Origin of the sequence: Plantactinospora sp. BB1 (genome assembly GCF_003030385.1) — a bacterium.
Lineage (GTDB): Bacteria > Actinomycetota > Actinomycetes > Mycobacteriales > Micromonosporaceae > Plantactinospora.
Genome location: NZ_CP028159.1, coordinates 1,319,212 through 1,337,663 on the forward strand (window position 1 = coordinate 1,319,212; position 18,452 = coordinate 1,337,663).

The window sequence follows — 18,452 nt, forward strand, 5'->3', positions numbered from 1 at the left end:
ATGCCTCAGCCTGCCAGGACCCGACTCGTTCTCGCAATAGTTAGACACCAGCGTGAAAAATTGGAGTGTCGAGCAGAAAGAAGAGAACTTCCCCCGCTCAGTCCCGGCCCGACCGCCGGCGCCGCCGGGGTTCGATCCGGGCCCGCGCCCGGGCGATCTTGACCGCCCGGGTCAGGGTCTCGATGTCGTACGCGCCGTAGTGCCGGCGGTCGTTGATGAAGAAGGTCGGGGTACCGGAGACCCCGCTGATGTCGGCCGAGTCCACGTCCCTGGCGACCCGGGCCGCGTGCTCGTTCGTCATCAGGTCCGCCTCGAACTGCTCCCGGTCGAGGCCGAGGTCGCCGGCGAACCCGATCAGGTCGTCGATGCGCAGCCGGTCCTGGTGGTCGAAGAGCAGGTCGTGCATCTCCCAGAAGGCACCCTGGGCGGCCGCCGCCTCGGCCGCCTCCGCCGCGAGCTGTGCCTGCGGATGGACGTCCGTCAGCGGCAGGTGCCGCCAGACGTAGCGCAGGTCCACGTCGGTCAAGAGCTCGCGTACCGCCGGTTCGGCCTGACCGCAGTACGGGCACTGGAAGTCGCCGTACTCGACCACGGTGACCGAGGCGTCCGCCGGACCGCGGACATGGTCCCGGCGCGGGTCGACCGGCGGGACGAGGTCGAGGAGCTGGTCCGCGTCGCCGAGCAGTGCCCGGGTCCGCTGCGGCTTCGGCAACGCCGAGGTGATTCGGAAGACGATCCAGGTGAGCAGGGCGGCGACCAGCGAGGCGGCCAGCACCCCGACCTTCGCCTCGGCGAGCTGGTCGTCCTGGAAGGCGAGGGTGGCGATCAGCAGCGACAGGGTGAAGCCGATGCCGGAGATGGTGCCGCTGGCGAGTACCCCGGCCCAGCCGACCGCCGGCCGGATCCGGCCACCGGTGACCCGGTCCACCAGCCAGGAGACCCCGACCACCGCGACCGGCTTGCCGACGACGTACCCGAGGAAGACGCCCACGGTCACCGGCGCGGTGACGGCCCGGGCGAGGAAGCCGGCGTCGAGCACGATGCCGGCGTTGGCCAGACCGAAGAGCGGGACGATGAGGAAACTCGACCACGGGTGGTAGATCCGCTGGAGCCGGTCGTTCGGCGACAGGGTACGGGTCAGCCCGACCGTGGCACTGCGGGCCAGTTCGGCGGTGGGCTGCTCCCGGAAGAGCTTGAACAGGCCGCTGGCGTACTCCAGGGCACCCCGGGCCGGCGAGTACGCGGTCGCGGTGAGCCCGATGGCCAGCCCGGCCACCACCGGCTCCACGCCGCTGGCCAGCAGCGCCGCCCAGAGCGCGACGCAGAACGGCAGGTAGACCAGCCCACGCCGCACACCGAGCGCCCGCAGCCCGAGCAGTGCCGCGAAGAGCCCGATCGCCACCCCCAGCGGCACCACGGAGACGTGCTCGGTGTAGACCACCGCGATGACGACCAGCGCCACCAGGTCGTCGACCACGAAGACGGTCAACAGGAAGATCCGCACCTGGTCGGGTACGCCGCGCCCGAGCAGCGAGATCAGCCCGAGGGCGAGCGCGGTGTCGGTGGACATCGCCACACCCCAGCCGTGCGCGCCGGGACCGCCCCGGTTGACCAGCAGGTAGATCCCGACCGGGATCACCATGCCGAGCACGCCGGCCGCGAGCGGGAGCACGAACCGCCGCCGGTCCCGCAGGTCGCCGAGATCGAACTCCCGGCGCGCCTCCAGCCCCACCACCAGAAAGAAGATGGTCATCAGGCCGCTGTTGACCCAGGTACGCAGGTCGTGCGCCACGCCGACGCCGTCGAGCCGGATCGAGAGCTCGGTGCCCCACACCGCCTCGTACGACGAGTTGTCGACGTTCGCCCAGACCAGCGCCGCGACGACGGCCGCGACCAGTACCCCGGAGCTGCCCGCCTCGGTACGCGCGAACCGCCGCAACGGCGCGGCGATGTCCTGGGCCCACGCCGTCCGACCGGACATCCGGGACGAAGGCCGCTCGGTCACCGGTATCCCCCGTCCGGTCAGCTATCCCCACTGCCGGGCACGAACCCGACGGACGGCCCGCCGGACCCGGCCCGCACGGCCCCGCACCCGAGTGCCCGCCGCCGGGAGTGTCGACTCCCCCGAGATTTACCACGTTCTCCCCGGTCGCCTGGGCCGCTCCGCCGAACCCCGGCGGGAATCCGCACCCCGCGCCGGTGGTTGTGCCCGACGGAAACCGGCGGAGCAGCCGCCGGTACGAGGCGGAGGAGAGCAGTCATGAAGGTCCGCAGCTCGCTCCGGGCGTTGAAGCAGAAGCCGGGCTCGGTGGTCGTACGCCGGCGCGGCCGGGTAGTCGTGATCAACCGCGCCAACCCGAAGTGGAAGAGCCGCCAGGGCTGACCCCGAGCGTCCCGGCGCGTCAGTGACGCGGTGGATATGTCAGTGACGCGGGTAGATATATTGTGACCGTTCCACCACACTGCGCAGGTCGATGACCGCGAGCCATGGAGGACGGGTGACCGACCGGTCGGGCGAACGATCGCCGGGGCTGTCGCACCGGGAGGTGGCCCGGGTGGAGACCGTCGCCGAACTGGCCGCGCTGCTGCGTCAACTCCGGCGCCGGGAGGCCCGGCTGGAGGGGGCCAGCCCGCTCACCTACCGGGAGCTGGCCGCCAAGACCGGCTGGTCGCGGGGCATCCTCGGCGAGTACTTCGCCGGCCGGGTGCTGCCACCCACCGACCGGTTCGACATCCTGATCCGGCTGCTCGGCGCCACCCCCGGCGAGCAGGGCGCCCTGGCCACCGCCCGGGACCAGGTCGAGGAACGACGCCGTTCCGCCGCGACGACGGTCACCCCGGCGGTCCCGTCCTCGCGCCAGCTTCCGCCGGCCGTGCCCGGCTTCGCCGGCCGGGCCAGCCAACTCGCCGCACTCGACCGGCTGCTGGAGGCGGACCCGGCCGCGCCGGTCGCACTGATCACCGCCGTCTCCGGCACCGCCGGGGTCGGCAAGACCGCGCTCGCACTGCACTGGGCACACCGGGTCGCCGACCGGTTCGCCGACGGGCAGCTCTACCTCAACCTGCGCGGCTTCGACCCGACCGGAGCGCCGGTCGGCCCGGCCGAGGCGATCCGTACCCTGCTGGACGCCCTCGGGGTGCCGCCGCAGCGCATCCCGGCGACCCTGGACGCACAGGCCGCCCTCTACCGGGGGCTGCTCGCCGAACGGCACGTCCTGGTGCTGCTCGACAACGCCCGGGACGCCGACCAGGTGCGCCCGCTGCTGCCCGGTGGTCCCGCCTGCCGGGTACTGGTGACCAGCCGCAACCAGCTCGCCGGTCTGGTCAGCACCGGAGGCGCCCGGCCGATCACCCTGGACCTGCTGACGAGTGCCGAGGCCCGGCAGCTGCTGGCCGCCCGGATCGGTCCGGCCCGGGTGGCGGCCGAACCGCAGGCCGTCGACGACATCATCACCGCCTGCACCCGACTGCCGCTGGGCCTGGCGATCGTGGCCGCCCGGGCCGCCCTGCACCCCGAGTTTCCGCTCGACGCGCTGGCCGGGGAACTCCGCGACGCCCGGGGCGGACTCGCCGCCTTCGCCGGCAGCGATCCCGCCTCCGACGTACGCGCCGTCTTCTCGTGGTCGTACCGGGCACTCGGCCCCGAGGCCGCCCGGCTGTTCCGGCTGCTCGCCCTGCACCCCGGGCCCAGCGTCGGCGCACCGGCGGTGGCCAGCCTCACCGGCCTGCCACCGTCCCGGGTCCGGCCACTGCTCGCCGAGCTGACCGACGCCAACCTGGTCGCCGAACAGGGCCCCGGGCGGTACGCCTGTCACGACCTGCTGGTCGCGTACGCGGCCGAACTGACCGCCGGGGTCGATCCGGAGCAGGAGCGGCGGGCCGCCACCGCGCGGGTACTCGACCACTACCTGCACACGGCGCACGCCGCGGATCGCCGACTGGACCCGCACCGTGACCCGATCCCGCTGCTTACCGCCTCGCCCGGCGTCACGCCGGGGCAGATCGCCGACCACTGCGCCGCGCTGGCCTGGTTCGACCTCGAACTGCCGGCGCTGCTCGCCATCGCCGAGGAGGCCGCCGCCGCCGGACTCGACCGGCACCTGTGCCGGCTGACCCGCACCATGGCGCACGCGATGGAGCGGCGCGGGCACTGGCACCGGTGGGCGGCGGTGCAGGAACTCGCCGTGGCGGCGGCCCGGCGGCTGAGCGATCCGGCCGAGGAGGCACACGCCCGGCGCAGTCTCGGCCGGGCCCAGATCCACCTGGGACAGATCGACCGGGCCGTCGACCACCTGGACACCGCACGCGGGCTCTACCGGCTGGCCGCCGACCGGCTCGGCCAGGGCCGGATCCAGTTCGACCTGAGCTGGATCGCGGTCCGGCAGAACCGCTACCCCGACGCGCTGCGGCACAGCCGGGAGGCGCTCGAACTGTTCACCGCCGCCGGCAGCCGTTCCGGACAGGGCCGGGCGCTCAACAACATCGGCTGGTGCCTGAGCTGGCTCGGACACCACGAGGAGGCCGTCGAGTACTGCCGACAGGCCCTCGACATACTGCTCGAACTCGACGACCGGTTCGGTGCCGCCGACGGCTGGGACAGCCTCGGGCACGCCCAGCACCAGCTCGGCCGGTACCGGGAGGCGGCCGAGTCGTACCAGCACTCGTACGCGCTCTGGCGGGAGCTCGGACACCGCTACCAGGAGGCGGACCTGCTCACCCGGCTCGGCGAGACCCAGTCGGCGATCGGTGACCTCGACGCCGCCTCGGATGCCTGGCACCGGGCGCTGGACATCCTGGACGGCCTCGACCACCCGGACGCCGAGCAGGTGAAGGCCCGCCTCGACCGGCTCGGCCGGACAGCGCGCCGCTGACCCGTCCCCCGGCTTTCCGGCCTCGATCGCACCTCCGCATCCCGGTCGGCCCGACGGCCGCTGCGGGGTGCCGGGCCGACGGGTGGCCACGTCGGCCCGGCACACCCGGACACCCCCTCGTCGTCCGGGCCACCCGGTGTGCGGGACCGACTCTGCCGCCCGGCGAGGCCCCAGGGGCTGGATCTTGGACCGGGTTGGACACCGTTGGACAGCACCGCCCGGCACGGCCGTCGCTGCCGCCTCCGCCGGACCGGCCACCGAACGGGCGGTGTCGGACGGTCTGCGCCGGGTAGTCCGTCGGGCCGGCCCACCCGCGCCCGCACCGGGCACGGCGTCGGCGACCGGTAGGGGCGAAGTGAGGAGCGAGGGTGCGGTCCGGCGACCCGGATGAGCAGAGCCCGACGGTGGACCGGCGACAGCCCGGACCGTACGCGCTGCGCGAGTATGCGCTGCTCGCCGACGGTCACCGGGGTGCGCTGGTCGACCCGGCCGGGAACGTGAGCTGGCTCTGCGCCCCGCACTGGGACAGCCCGGCCGTGTTCAGCAGCCTGCTCGGCGGTGCCGGCCACTACAGCATCGTCCCGACCGATCCGCGCTTCGTCTGGGGCGGGTACTACGAACCCGACTCCCTGATCTGGACCAGCCGCTGGGTCGGTACCGACGGGATCATCGAGTACCAGGAGGCACTGGCCTTTCCCGCCGACCCGTCCCGGCTGGTCCTGCTGCGCCGGATCCGGACGCTCGGCTGCCCGATCCGGCTCTCGGTATGGCTGGAGCCCCGGGCGAACTTCGGTCGGGAGCCCCTGCGTGACCTGCGTACCGTCGACGGGTCGTGGACGGCCCGCACCGGCCCGCTGCACCTGCGGTTCACTGCCGACGCCCCGTTCCGGCCGGTCGGCGACGGCGCACTGGAGGGGGTACTGAGCCTGCCGGCCGGCGGCCGCCACGACCTGGTCCTGGAGGTCTCCACCGCGGCGCTCGACCAGCGGGTGCCGGACCCGGACGAGACGTGGCGGACCACCGAGCACGCCTGGCGGTCGGCGGCCGTGCCGCTCACCGGCTGCCTGGCCCGCCGCGACGCCCGGTTCGCGCACGCGCTGCTGCGCGGGATGACCCGGCCCGGCGGTGGCCTGGTCGCCGCCGCCACCACCTCGCTGCCCGAGCGGGCCCGGGCGGGACGCAACTACGACTACCGCTACGCCTGGATCCGCGACCAGTGCTACGCGGGCCGGGCCGCCGCGACCGCCGGTGACCACAACCTGCTGGACGGTGCGGTCGCCTTCATCCGGGACCGGCTGCTCGCCGACGGCGCACGGACCGCCCCGGCCTACACGGTCGCCGGCGCACCGATACCGGCGCAGGAGGCGCTGCCCTGGTTGCCCGGCTATCCGGGCGGCACGGTGCACACCGGCAACCTGGTCCGCGACCAGTTCCAGCTCGACGTCTTCGGCGAGTGCCTGCTGCTGCTCGCCGAGGCCGCCCGTCGGCAGCGGCTCGACCTGGACGGCTGGCGGGCCGTCGAAACGGCCGTCGAGGTGATCGGGAGGCGGTGGCGGGAGCCCGACTCCGGGATGTGGGAGCTGGAACCGCGGCAGTGGACGCACTCCAAGCTCACCTGCGTGGCCGGGCTGCGCGCGGTGGCCCGGCTGGCACCGGCGGCCCAGGCCGGGCGCTGGGCGGGCCTCGCCGACGCGGTACTGGCCGACACCGGGCGGCACGGTGTGCATCCGTCCGGCCGCTGGCGCCGCTGCTACGACGACGACCGGGTCGACGCGGCGCTGCTGCTGCCGGTGATCCGGGGCGCCGTCCCGGCCTCCGACCCGCGCGCGGTCGCGACCCGGCACGCGGTCCTCGACACCCTCGCCGAGGACACCCACCTCTACCGGTTCCGCCCGGACGAGCGCCCGCTGGGCCACGCCGAGGGGGCGTTCCTGCTCTGCGGCTTCCTCGCCGCCCTCGCCGCGCACCAGGCCGGGGATCCGGTCGGCGCGGCGCGCTGGTTCGAACGCAACCGCTCCGGCTGCGGCTCGCCCGGCCTCTACAGCGAGGAGTACGACGTACCGCAGCGGCTGCTCCGGGGGAACCTGCCACAGGCGTTCGTGCACGCGCTGCTCCTGGAGACGGCGGTGACGCTGAGCGACGCCGCCGGTGACGCGGACCGGCGCTGACCCCACCCGACGCGCACGGCCAGCGACGCTCACGGCCAGCGACGCTCACGGGCGGCGGCGCTCACGGGCGGCGGCGCTCACGACCAGCACCGGTCACGGGCGGCGGCAGCCACGGTCAACGCGGTCAGGGGCGGCGGCGGGCGCCGGCCAGGGCGGACAGTACGGCGGCGAGGGCGGCGGTACCGGCCATCCCGACCGCCGCGCCGACCAGGGCACGGACCGGCGAGGCCGGTGGACGGGGCCGGGCCGCCCAGCGCCGCTCCGGACGGGGCAGCGGCCGCTCGCCCCGCAGTCCGGCCCGGAGCAGTTCGGCGAGGTGCACCGCCCGGCGACCGTTCGCGGCACCCTGCTCGATCTGGGTCCGGCAGCTGAACCCGTCCGCGAGTACCGCGACGTCCGGGTCGGCGGCGCGCACCGCGGGCAGCAGTACCCGCTCGGCACAGGCCACCGAGACGTCGTAGTGCCCCTGCTCGAAGCCGAAGTTGCCGGCCAGCCCGCAGCAGCCGGAGTCGAGGAAGGTGGCGGCGATCCCCGCCCCGGCCAGCACCGCCCGGTCGGCGGCGGTGCCGAGTACGGCGTGCTGGTGGCAGTGCGTCTGCACCAGGGCCTGGGCGGGCAGCGTCGGCGGACGCCAGTCGGGGGTGTGCTCGTGCAGCAGTTCGGCGAGCGTGACGGTCTGCCGGCGCAGCGTGGCGACGTCCTCGTCGTCGGGGAAGAGTTCGGCGGCGTCGGAGCGGAACACCGCCGTACAGCTCGGCTCCAGGCCGACGACGAGGGTACCGGCGCGCAGGTACGGCCGGAGGATCTCGACGCTGCGCCGCAACACCCGCCGCGCAGTGTGCAGTTGCCCGGTGGAGATCCAGGTGAGCCCGCAGCAGAGCGCCTGCTCCGGCACCCGTACCCGCCAACCGGCCGCCTCCAGCACCTCCACGGCGGCCTGCCCGACCGCCGGGGAGAAGTGGTTGCTGAAGGTGTCCGGCCAGAGCAGCACCTCGCCCCGGCTGCCGGTACCACCGGGGCGACGAGCCCTGAACCAGCGCTGGAACGTCTGGTCGGCAAAGAGCGGCAACTCGCGGCGCCGGTCGATCCCGCCGACCGCGTTGACCAGCGGGGTCGCCCCGGGCAGCCGGAACACCGCGTTGACCAGCCGGGGCGCCCGGGCGGCGAGGGCGGCGGCCAGCGGCAGCCAGCCCATCGAGTAGTGCGCCCGGGGCCGGAGCCGACCGGCGTAGTGGTGGGAGAGGAACTCCGCCTTGTAGGTCGCCATGTCCACGTTGAGCGGGCAGTCGGACTTGCAGCCCTTGCAGGCCAGGCAGAGGTCGAGGGCGTCGCGTACCTCCTCGGAGCGCCAGCCGGCCCCGACCGGCCCGCCCCGGGCGGTGCCGTCCAGCATCTCGAAGAGCAGTCGCGCCCGGCCCCGGGTGGAGTGCTTCTCCTCCCGGGTCACCTGGTACGACGGACACATCACCCCGCCGTGCTGGCGTCGGCACTTGCCCACCCCGACGCAGCGCAGTACGGCCCGGCCGAAGCTTCCCCCGTCGTCCGGATAGCCGAAGACGGTGTCGACGTCCCCGTGCCGGTAGTCGGGGCCGATCCGCAGCGTGCTGTCCAGCGGCAGCGGGGCGACCACCTTGCCGGGATTCATCCGGTCGTCCGGATCGAAGATCGCCTTGAGCTGGCCGAAGGCCCGGACCAGCCGGTCGCCGAACATCACCGGCAGCAGCTCGGCCCGGCCCTGCCCGTCGCCGTGCTCGCCGGAGAGCGAGCCGCCGTACGAGACGACGAGGCTGGCGGCGCGCTCCAGGAAGGAGCGGAACCGGGCGATCCCGTCGGCCGTGGTCAGCGGGAAGGGCAGCCGGTTGTGTAGGCAGCCCTGGCCGAAGTGGCCGTAGATCGAGGCCTGGTCGAGGTCGTACTCCCGGTAGAGCGTGCGCAGCTCGCGCAGGTAGTCGCCGAGCCGGTCCGGTGCGACCGCCGAGTCCTCCCAGCCGGGCCAGGTGTCCGGCATCCCGGCGACGAAGGCGGTGGCGCCGAGCCCGGACTCCCGGACCGCCCAGAGCTGCGCCTCGTGCGCCGGGTCGACGAAGCGGCGCACGCTCGGCCCGCCCGGCCGGCGCATCGCCTCGGCGAACCGGGCGGCGGCCTCGTCCGCCTCCGGCTGGCTGTCGGCACCGAACTGCGCCATCAGCCAGCCGCCGGCCGGCGGCACCAGGTGCAGGGCCGCCGGGTGCAGCTGCTTGCGCTTCTCGAAGTCGATCAGCTTGTCGTCGACGCCCTCCAGCGCGATCGGCTGAAACGGCAACACCCGGGGCACGTCGTCGGCGGCCGCCGCGATGTCCGGATAGCCGAGCAGCACCAGCGAGCGGGCCCGAACCACCGGTACCAGCCGCAGCCGGGCCCGCAGGATCGTCACCAGGGTCCCCTCGGCACCGACCAGGGCCTGGGCGACGTGGAAGCCCCGCTCCGGCAGGAGACTGTCCAGGTTGTATCCGGAGACCCGGCGGGGGATGTCGGGATAGCGTCGCCGGATCTCGTCGGCGTACTCGTCGCGCAGCGCCCGGAGCTGCCGGTACACCTCGGCCGGGCGGCCGCCGCCGCGCTGGATCCCGGCGTACCGGTCGTCGTCGGTGGCGCCGACCCACATCCGGGTGCCGTCGTAGAGGAGTACCTCCAGTTCGACGACGTTGTCGACCACCTTGCCGGTGCGCTGGGCGCTCGCCCCGCAGGAGTTGTTGCCGATCATGCCGCCGACTGTGCAGTGGTCGTGGGTGGCCGGCTCCGGGCCGAACTCCAGACCCAGGGGGGCGAGCCGCTCGTTGAGGGTGTCCCGGACGATGCCGGGCTCGACCAGGCAGGTACGTCGCTCGGCGTCCACGTCCAGCAGCCGCGAGCAGTACTTCGACCAGTCCAGCACCACCGCGACGTTGCTGGACTGGCCCGCCAGGCTGGTGCCGCCGCCCCGGGAGAGCACCGGGGCGCCGAAGCGCCGGCAGACCGCGACCGTCTCCACCGCCGCCTCGACGGTGCGCGGCACCACCACCCCGAGCGGGATCTGCCGGTAGTTGGAGGCGTCGGTGGAGTAGGCGGCCCGGCTGCCGGCGTCGAACCGCACCTCGCCGTCGACCGTGGCCCGCAGCTCGGCCGCCAGCCGGCCCAGGTCGACGTGGCCGCTCCCGGGGGCGCGGGTCACCGGGTCCGGCAGCGAGACGGTGCTCACGACCGGGACACCGGGCTCCGACGCTGCCCGGCGATCACGACCGGAGCTGCCGGATCTTGTCGCGGGCGACGGTGGCCAGGGTGGCGATCCGGTGCGGCTGCCCGCGCAGGAACGCCTCGGTGAACTCCTTGGCCTGCTCGTAGCGGATCCGGCCGGGCATCGGCGGCTCGTTCGGGTTGACGGTGCAGTCGACCAGTGCCGGACCCGGGTGCGCCAGCGCCGTCCGGACCGCGTCCGACACCTGCCCCGGCTCGGTCACCTTGACGCCGTACCCGCCGCAACTGCGCGCCCAGGCGGAGAAGTCCGCCGCCGGCTCACGGTGCCGGACGGCGTACTCGGGATAGCCGAGCAGGATCTGCTCCCAGAGGATCTGCCCGTACGAGTTGTTGTTGTTCACGATCACCTTCACCGGCAGGTCGTGCCGGACGGCGGTGAGGAACTCGGCCATCAGCATCGCGAAGCCGCCGTCCCCGACGTACGCGATCACCTGCCGGCCGGGGAAGGCGAGCTGCATCGCGATCGCGTACGGCAGGCCGCAGGCCATCGTGGCCAGGTTGCCGGAGAGGTGGTATTCGCGGCCGCCCCGGATCGTCCAGTACCGGGCCGACCAGGTGGCGACGGTGCCCGAGTCGCAGGTCAGGATCGCGTCGTCGGCGGCCAGTTCGTCGACGCACCCGATCAGGTACTGCGGGGCGACCGGCCGCCGTCCCGGGTCGCGCAGCGCCGCCATCTCGGCCCGCCACCGCGTCGCGGCATCCTGGTACTTCTCCAGGAACGACCGTTCGGCGGCCCGGTCCAGCAGTGGCAGCAGCTGCCGCAGCGCGGTACCGGCGTCGGCGGAGATCGCCACCTCCACCGGCAGCCGCATGCCGATCTGGCTGGCGTCCCGGTCGATCTGCACCACCCGGACCCGGTCCGGTGCCGGCAGGTATTTGCGGTACGGGAAGCAGGTGCCCACCATCAGCAGGGTGTCGCACTCCTCCATCAGTTCCTCGCTGGGCCGGGTGCCGAGCAGTCCGAGGCCGCCGGTGGTCAGCGGATGCTCGTCCGGCACCACCTGCTTGCCGGGCAGCGTCTTGACGATCGGCGCGCCGAGGCGGTCGGCGACGGCCAGCACCTCGTCGCGGGCGTCCCGGGCGCCGACCCCGACCAGCATCGCGATCTTCCGGCCCTCGCCGAGCACCCGGGCGGCCCGGTCGAGTTCGTCGGCTGCGGCCGGCACCGGCGGGTAGGACAGCGCCGGACTGCTCACCGGCGGTGCCCCGGGGCTGACGTGCCGGTAAGGGTCGGTGCCGGCCTCGGCCACCGAGATGTCGTTGGGGAAGGTCAGGTGTGCCACGTTCCGCCCGGCCAGGGCGCTGCGGATGGCGATGTCGACGACCCCCGGCACCTGCTGCGGGTTCGTCACCATCAGGTTGTACCCGGCGACGTCGGCGTACAACTGGGTGGTGTGCACCTCCTGCTGGTACTGCGAGCCGAGGACCGAGGTCTCCTGCATGCCGGTGATCGCCAGTACCGGTACGTGGTCGAGCTTCGCGTCGTAGAGGCCATTGAGCAGGTGGATGGCGCCGGGGCCGGAGGTGGCGACGCAGACCCCGAGCCGGCCGGTCGCCTTGGCGTAGCCGGTGGCCATGAAGGCCGCCGCCTCCTCGTGCTGCACCAGCACGAAGCGGAGCCGGTCACGGAGTCGGCGGAAGCCCTCCATCAGCCCGTTGATGCCGTCGCCGGGCAACCCGAAGACCGTGTCGACCCCCCAGTCGCACAGCCGGTCGGCCAGCGCCTCTCCGACTATCTTCCGCATCGCTGACCCCCCGGTGCCGTCTCCCGGCGACAGACCGAATTATTCCGGCAAACCCGGAGGGCCGGCATCAAACCGGGTAAGTCCCATCCAACCGGCGGAGGTGTTCACCGACGACGGCAGTAATTTCACCAATACCCGCACGCCGGGTCGCATCGGTAGGTTCGAATCCCCAGGACGTGAGGAGAGGCCGTGACGGTTACTGTGTCCCAGCTCGGCGACCGCGTCGGCTCGGCACCGGCGACCCCGCGGTACACCATCGACACCCTCGCCCGGCTGGTCGGAATGTCCCCGCGCAACATCCGGGCGCACCAGGCCCGCGGCCTGCTCGCCCCGCCGGCCCGGTACGGCCGGACCGCCTACTACGGCGCCGGCCACGTACGCCGGCTGGAGAGCATCAAGGCGCTGCAACGGCAGGGCTTCAACCTGGTCGCCATCGAGGCGATGCTCGGGGTACGCCAGCCGCTGCCGCCGCCCGCCGAACCGCTGACGACCGCGCTGAACCGGCTGGCCGCCGAGCACCCCGCCCTGCTGCACAGCCTCGCCCGGCACGGCGTGCTGGTACGCGCCCAGGACGGCTCGGTCACCGCGGCCCGCCCCCGGGCCGTGCAGCCCGCACTCGACCTGCACCAGGCCGGCGTACCGGTGCTGGCCGCGCTGCGCCTGCTCGGCGAGGTACTGGACCGGCTCCGCCCGGTCACCGACGAGCTGGTGCCGGCCGCCGGCACCCGGTTGGCGCGGTTGCGCCGGACCGCGTCCCCGGCCCCCGCCGGGCAGCAGCCGGAGACCGAGACGGCGGCGCTGGTCCCGGGCCTGGCCCGGCTGCTCAGCGAGGCGTTCCGGGTCGTCGCCGAGAACGCCTGCACGGCGGCCGCGGCCACCGGCCCGACCGCCCCGGACGGCGCCCCGACCGGCCACCCCGGCCCGGATCGCGACCCCGCCGCCCACCCCGGCACCGGCCGGGTCGCGCCCGGCGACCACTGACCGCCGTCAGCTCGCGGCTCGACGGCGAACGTAGCGGCCCGGTGTGGTGCCGAGGTGCCGGACGAAGTGCCGGTGCAGGTGGGCCTGGTCGTGGAAACCGACCGCCACGGCCACGCTCGCCGGTCGCTCGCCGGCCAGCAGCAGCCGGCGGGCCCGGTCGACGCGCCGGCCGGTCAGGTACGCGTGCGGCGGCAGGCCGTAGCTGCGGGTGAAGCACCGGATCAGGTGGCTGGGATGGGCGTCCAGGATCGTCGCCGCCTCCGCCAGGGACATCCCGACCGGGATCCTGGCGTCCAGCAGTTCCCGCAGCCGGGTGGCGAGCCGGTCCGACCGGCCACCCGGGGCAGCCGGTCCGAGCGCGTCGAGGTGCTCGTGCAGCCGTTCCCGGATCAGGGCGAGCCGGGACTCCGCCTCGAACGCGTCGCCGGGATGGCCGAGCGCGGCGTGCAACTGGTGGATCCGGTGCCGCAGCAGCCCGTCGTCCAGGACCGGGCCGTCCACCGCGCTGCCGCTCAGGCGCTCCGGCAGTACTGTCGTGTCGAGGTAGAGGACCCGCTTGCGGAAGCCGGCCGGGGTGACCGTCCGGCCGTCGTGGGTGACCCCGGGCGGGAGCAGCAGCACGGTGCTTCCGGCAGTCATCCCGTGCCGGTGCCGGTCGAGGGCGAAGTCCACCGATCCGCCGTCGAGGATCATCAAATCCCAGGTGTCGTGGGTGTGCGCCGGATAGGCGTGCTCGGTGAAGTGCGCGTGGAAGACCTCGGCGATCCCGGGCACCGTCGGCCGCCAGGCGCTGATCGTCGTACCGGGGCGCTCGCCTGCCATGTCAGGAACGTACAAGACCGGCGCGGCGGGGTGCGCGACGCTCGGTGCCGGGTCCGTCGGCCGCCGCCGGCAGACCGACCGGAACTTCCGAAGGGCGTACGCGTGTCCGAGTCTCCCGTACCCGTCAACCTGGCCGAGCGGCTCGGCCGGTTCACCGAGCTGTGGACCCAGAAGAAGGTGGCCGATCTCAACGACTACGAGATCAAGCTCGCCAAGCTGAAGGGCGAGTTCGTCTGGCACCGCCACCCGGAGACCGACGAGCTGTTCCTGGTGCTCAGCGGCCGGCTCACCATCAGGCTGCGGACCGGAGACGTCGTCCTCGGCCCCGGCGAGCTGTTCGTGGTGCCCCGCGACGTCGAGCACTGCCCGGTGGCGGAGGAGGAGACCGCGATCCTGCTCGTCGAACCGGCCGGGACGCTCAACACCGGTACGGCGGGCGGCCCACTGACCCGCCCCGCCGAGCTCCTCGACGGGGCGGCGGCCGAGCGCCTCAACCCCGGGCCAGCAGACTGACCAGGGCGGTACGGGAGGTCACCCCGAGCTTGCGGTAGATCCGCATCAGGTGCGCGTCCACGGTACGCGGGCTGATCTGGAGCTGCCGGGCGATGGCCCGGGACGTGGCGCCGGTGACCGTCAACTCGGCGACCTCCCGTTCCCGCCCGGTCAGCAGTGCCAGCGGATGCGTCGCGTCCGGCACGTCCCCGGCCCGGTCCGCCGGCACGGCCCGCCGGGAGAGCCGGGCCGCCAGCCGGCGCTGCGCCCGATCCGCCTGCCCCGCCAGCCAGCGCGCCCCGCTGGCCGAGAAGAGCCGCTTGGCCCGGCCGAGCTGTTCGCGGGCCGACCCCGGATCCCCGGTCGCCGCCCGCGCCTCGGCGAGCACCATCCGGGCCTGCCCCTCCGGCACCGGCATCCCGGCCGCGCCCAACTGGTCGATCGCCGGCACCACCTCCGCCACGGCGTCACCGGGGGCGCCGTGCGCCAGGGCCAGGGTCGCGCCGGCCATCCCGACCAGCCCGAGTCGTCCGGGCAGGTCACCGGCGGCATCGGCGGCCCGGGCCAGCCAGCGCCGGGCCTGCGGTGGCAGCCCCGCCGGCACCGCCGGCACCGATCCGTCCCGACCGGCTCCGGCGGCGGAGAGTGCCCGTACCACCAGGACACCCGCCTCGGCCGGCCCGAGGCAGCGGTACGTCTCCGCGTCGGCCAGCAACTCCTGGCAGCCGGTGTCGTCGCCGACCGCCGCGCTCGCCTCCGCCAGGTGCATCCGGACCACCGCCCGGTACAGGGTGGAGCGTGGCGCCGCGCTGCCGCGCAACCGGTCCAGGGCCGGGCGTACCGCGTCCGGCCCGGCGAGCCAGAGCAGCGGCCGGAGCCGTACCGCCGCCGCCAGCGTCGCCGCCTCGGCACCCCCCTGCCAGCGGGCGATCTCCTCGGCCTCCTCGGCGTCCCGCAACGCGTCGTCGACCCGGCCCACCGTGCCGTAGAGCACGGACCGGGCCGCGTAGAGCAGCGGGTGCACGTGGATCCGCCCGTACCGCAGCCCCACCTCGATGCCCCGTTCGGCGTGTGCCAGCCCGTCGTCGACCCGGTCCAGCATCGCCTCGACCCAGGCGAGCAGGGCGATCGCGCCCAGCTCGTCGCGGAGCGCGACGTCGCCGAGGGCGTCGATCATCCGGGCGGCGTACGAGACCCGTAGCCGGGCGGTGGCCAGCGGCTCCCGGGCGACCGCACAGGTGGCGAGTACGGTGCTGGCGGCGGCCTCGATCCCCCGGTACCCGCCCTGGCGCGCCCGGTCCATGGTCTTGCCGGCGTGCCGGGCACCGGCCCGCCAGCGGCCGGCGAGCATCTCCGTCACCGCGAGTTCCAGCCGCAGCATCGCCTGCGACGTGCCGGTGGCGCCGAGCCGTTCCAGCTCGGTGCTGAGCAGCGCACTGGCCACGTCGAGCCGGCCGGCCAGCCGCTCCAGCACGGCGAGCTGCTCGACCGCCGCGTGCCGGTGCGGGCCGGCGACCGCGACGAGATCGTGCAGCACGGTCCGCGCCTCGTCGAACTGGCCGGTCACCCCGAGCGCCTTGGCGAAGAGCAGCCGCAGCTCGGCCCGCCGCTCCGATCGACCGGGCCCGTCCGGCAGCGCCGACAGCGCGACGCGCAGCCAGGCGGCGCTGGTGCTCGGCGCCGTACCCATGGTGGTCATCGCGGCGGTGGCGAGCACCCCGGCGGCGGCCTCGTCGCCCGGCTGGATCGCCTTGGCCAGGTGGTGCGCCCGGAGCGTCAGCGGGGCGCCGCCCTGTTCCAGATGGGCCGCGGCCCGACGGTGGGCGGCCAGCCGCCAGGCCGGACCGGCCAGCCAGTACGCCACCGCGCGCACCAGCGAGTGCCGGAAGTCGAGCTTCGCGCCGACCTGCCGGAGCAGGTCGCGGGCGACCAGCGCGTCGAGCGCGGCGGTGGTACGTCGGGCGTCGATTCCGGCCGCGGCGGCGACGGTGCCGATGTCGAGGCCCGGCCCGACCACGGCGGTGGCCTGGAGCACCAGGCGTTCGGTCGGGCCGAGCCCGCGGATCTCGATCGCCATCGCGCCGTGCAGGGCGCTGGTCACCGGCTCGTCGGGAAAGTCGCCCCGGCGCAGCGCGCCGAGGACCTGCGTCGAGGTGCCGGCGAGCAGCTCCAGATAGAGCGGGTTGCCGCCGCTGACCTGGTGCAGCAGCCGGCGCCGGGACGCCGGCTCGGCCGGCAGCAACTGGTCGACGTCGGCGCCGCGCAGCGGGTCGAGCCGGAGCCATTCGGGCAGCGGCGCCAGGTGGGCGAGTTCCTCGGCGAGTCTCGGCGGGCACTGCTCGGACCGGAACGCCAGCACCACCGTCATCCGGGCGTCCGGCGGATGCCGCAGCAGATAGCCGAGGAACTCGACGGAGGCGTCGTCGGCCCACTGCACGTCGTCGAAGACCAGCAGCGCCCCGCCGGGTCGGGCGGCGGCGGTGACCAGGCTGCGCAGCCGGCGGTGCCGCCGGTGCCGCTCGACCGCGGCGGTGGCCGGCCCCGGCCCGTCGGGGTCGCGCGGCGCGAGGGTGTCGAGCGACGCGTGCAGCTCGGCCAGATGATCGGGTACGCCGGCCAGCGCGTCCAGCAGCACCCCGTACGGGAGGGAGCGCTCGAACTCGGTCGCCCGGCCGAGCAGCACCCTGCGGCCCCGGCCGGCGGCCACCTTCGCCAGCTCGGCCACGAGACGGCTCTTGCCGATCCCCGGTTCGCCGTGCAGCACCAGGAACCTGGGCCGTGACCTGTCCTCGTCGAGCAGCGCGACCGTCCGGGCCAGCTCGGCACCGCGACCGACCAGGGCGGCGACGGCGGGTGCCGCCGCCGGTCGCGGTACGGCCGTCGGCTCCGACGGCGATGTGACCGGCACCTGCGTACCTCCAGGACATGGGCTGATCCTGGTCCGAGGTAACCGCGTAGACGGTCGTCCATGCCAGAGCGATCGGGCCGAACTATAAGCAGTCATCAGTCCATTGACACCACCGCGCCGAGAACCTATGGCCGACGGCTCCGGGACGCACCCGGGCACCGGTGACGTTTCCGCAGCTCAGCGCTGCCGGGCGGGTGACCGCCGGGAGCGGCTGCCGGAGGCGTACTGCCGGTGCACGTCGCCCGGCCCGGTTGCGCGGTGTCGCGGATGGTGCCCGCTGCCGGGCACCACCTTCCCGCAGTACGGGACGACGGGGTCCCGCAGGTAGGACCCGCCGCCACCCGCGCGGCGGCACGTCGCCGCGAGGCGGGCGTCAGCGGCGGAACTTCGCCACCGCGCCCCGGGCCACCCGCAGTCCGGCCACCCCGGGCAGCACCCTGGTCACCAGCCCCCGCGCGCCCTGACCGGCCATCCCGGGCATCCGCCGATCGAGCATCTCCCGCAGGCCCTTGCCGGTCATCCCGCCCATGCCGATGCCGGCCAGCCCACGCACCTGCTTGGTGGCCATCCCGCGCACGCCCCTGGCCCGGTGCCCGAAGCCGTTCATCCGGTTCAGCACGCCCTGCACCACCTGGCCGGGCTTCTGCTGCTCACCGGCGAACGCGGTGACCACGATCAGTCCGCCGGTCAGGGCCGGGATCACCCACTGCAACACCCGCAACTGTCGCTGCCGCGCCGCGACGCCCGCCGGCGTGCCGTTCTCCGGTGCCGTCGTCGCCACCACCGGCGCCTTGCCGGTCTTCTCCAACTGCATCCCGAGCATCCGGCTGTAGCCGGTCGCCGCCAGCGCCGCCACCGTCAGCCCGGTCTTGACGGCGCTCATCCGGCCCACACCGGCCTGGACGAACATCCGTGGACTCTCGGTGATCAGCTCACCGGCGGCACCGGCGACGTGTGTGCCGATCGCCGCCGCGTTCACCGGCGTCCATTTCGCCCAGCCGGCCGAGGCCACCCCGAGCCGCTGGGTCGAGTCGCTCACCTTCGCCGCCGCGCCGTTGACCCCGATCGCTCCCATCAGGGAGCCGCCGAACCAGGCAGCCAGGCCGAGATCGTGCATCGAGCGCAGTACGGTATGCCGCTCCGACATGTGCCAACCTCCGTCGTAGGAGATGCGCCGGGTACCCGCGTCGGA

The 18,452-nt window shown here is 74.3% G+C and carries 11 protein-coding genes; 5 read left to right on the forward strand and 6 right to left on the reverse strand.

Features of this window, described 5'->3' with window-relative positions:
* Positions 1 to 97: 97 nt before the first annotated feature.
* Complete coding sequence (nhaA, locus tag C6W10_RS05670) at positions 98 to 1,981, reverse strand: Na+/H+ antiporter NhaA (RefSeq protein ID WP_107257130.1); 1,884 nt, start codon at positions 1,979 to 1,981, stop codon at positions 98 to 100.
* A 279-nt stretch (positions 1,982 to 2,260) separates the two neighbouring features.
* Here nhaA and C6W10_RS05675 point away from each other — a divergent pair, with 279 nt between their 5' ends.
* The 3 genes from C6W10_RS05675 to C6W10_RS05685 all read left to right on the forward strand — a co-directional run bounded on the left by C6W10_RS05675 (position 2,261) and on the right by C6W10_RS05685 (position 7,039).
* On the forward strand, positions 2,261 to 2,383 hold the full coding sequence (locus tag C6W10_RS05675) for a 50S ribosomal protein L36 (RefSeq protein ID WP_107257131.1): 123 nt from the start codon (positions 2,261 to 2,263) through the stop codon (positions 2,381 to 2,383).
* 115 nt (positions 2,384 to 2,498) lie between these two features.
* Entirely contained in the window at positions 2,499 to 4,871 is a 2,373-nt protein-coding gene (locus C6W10_RS05680) for a tetratricopeptide repeat protein (protein ID WP_107257132.1), read from the forward strand.
* Between the two features lie 368 nt (positions 4,872 to 5,239).
* Positions 5,240 to 7,039, forward strand: a complete 1,800-nt coding sequence (locus C6W10_RS05685; protein ID WP_234361633.1) for a glycoside hydrolase family 15 protein — start codon at positions 5,240 to 5,242, stop codon at positions 7,037 to 7,039.
* 124 nt (positions 7,040 to 7,163) lie between these two features.
* Here C6W10_RS05685 and C6W10_RS05690 read toward each other — a convergent pair whose 3' ends face one another.
* Both C6W10_RS05690 and C6W10_RS05695 read right to left on the reverse strand, forming a co-directional pair.
* A complete protein-coding gene (locus tag C6W10_RS05690) occupies positions 7,164 to 10,256 on the reverse strand; it encodes an FAD-binding and (Fe-S)-binding domain-containing protein (protein ID WP_107257133.1) in 3,093 nt (1,030 codons plus the stop codon).
* A 34-nt stretch (positions 10,257 to 10,290) separates the two neighbouring features.
* On the reverse strand, positions 10,291 to 12,057 hold the full coding sequence (locus C6W10_RS05695) for a thiamine pyrophosphate-dependent enzyme (RefSeq protein ID WP_107257134.1): 1,767 nt from the start codon (positions 12,055 to 12,057) through the stop codon (positions 10,291 to 10,293).
* Positions 12,058 to 12,246: 189 nt separating this feature from the next.
* On the opposite strand from C6W10_RS05695, the gene C6W10_RS05700 reads away from it, so the two are divergent.
* Positions 12,247 to 13,038, forward strand: a complete 792-nt coding sequence (locus C6W10_RS05700; RefSeq protein WP_199853877.1) for a MerR family transcriptional regulator — start codon at positions 12,247 to 12,249, stop codon at positions 13,036 to 13,038.
* Positions 13,039 to 13,044: 6 nt separating this feature from the next.
* Here the strand turns inward: C6W10_RS05700 and C6W10_RS05705 are convergent, their stop codons facing one another.
* Positions 13,045 to 13,860 carry an AraC family transcriptional regulator gene (locus C6W10_RS05705; protein ID WP_107257135.1) on the reverse strand — a complete coding sequence of 272 codons (816 nt, stop codon included), beginning with the start codon at positions 13,858 to 13,860 and terminating at the stop codon, positions 13,045 to 13,047.
* A 102-nt stretch (positions 13,861 to 13,962) separates the two neighbouring features.
* Between C6W10_RS05705 and C6W10_RS05710 the strand changes: the two genes are divergently transcribed.
* The gene (locus C6W10_RS05710; RefSeq protein WP_107257136.1) at positions 13,963 to 14,373 is read left to right on the forward strand and encodes a cupin domain-containing protein; all 411 of its coding nucleotides are present in this window, start codon (positions 13,963 to 13,965) and stop codon (positions 14,371 to 14,373) included.
* Here the strand turns inward: C6W10_RS05710 and C6W10_RS05715 are convergent.
* Entirely contained in the window at positions 14,351 to 17,260 is a 2,910-nt protein-coding gene (locus C6W10_RS05715; RefSeq protein WP_159104479.1) for a LuxR family transcriptional regulator, read from the reverse strand. The two genes, C6W10_RS05710 and C6W10_RS05715, sit on opposite strands and share 23 nt — an antisense overlap.
* 373 nt (positions 17,261 to 17,633) lie before the next feature.
* The gene (locus C6W10_RS05720) at positions 17,634 to 18,407 is read right to left on the reverse strand and encodes a hypothetical protein (protein ID WP_234361634.1); all 774 of its coding nucleotides are present in this window, start codon (positions 18,405 to 18,407) and stop codon (positions 17,634 to 17,636) included.
* Positions 18,408 to 18,452 lie beyond the last annotated feature (45 nt).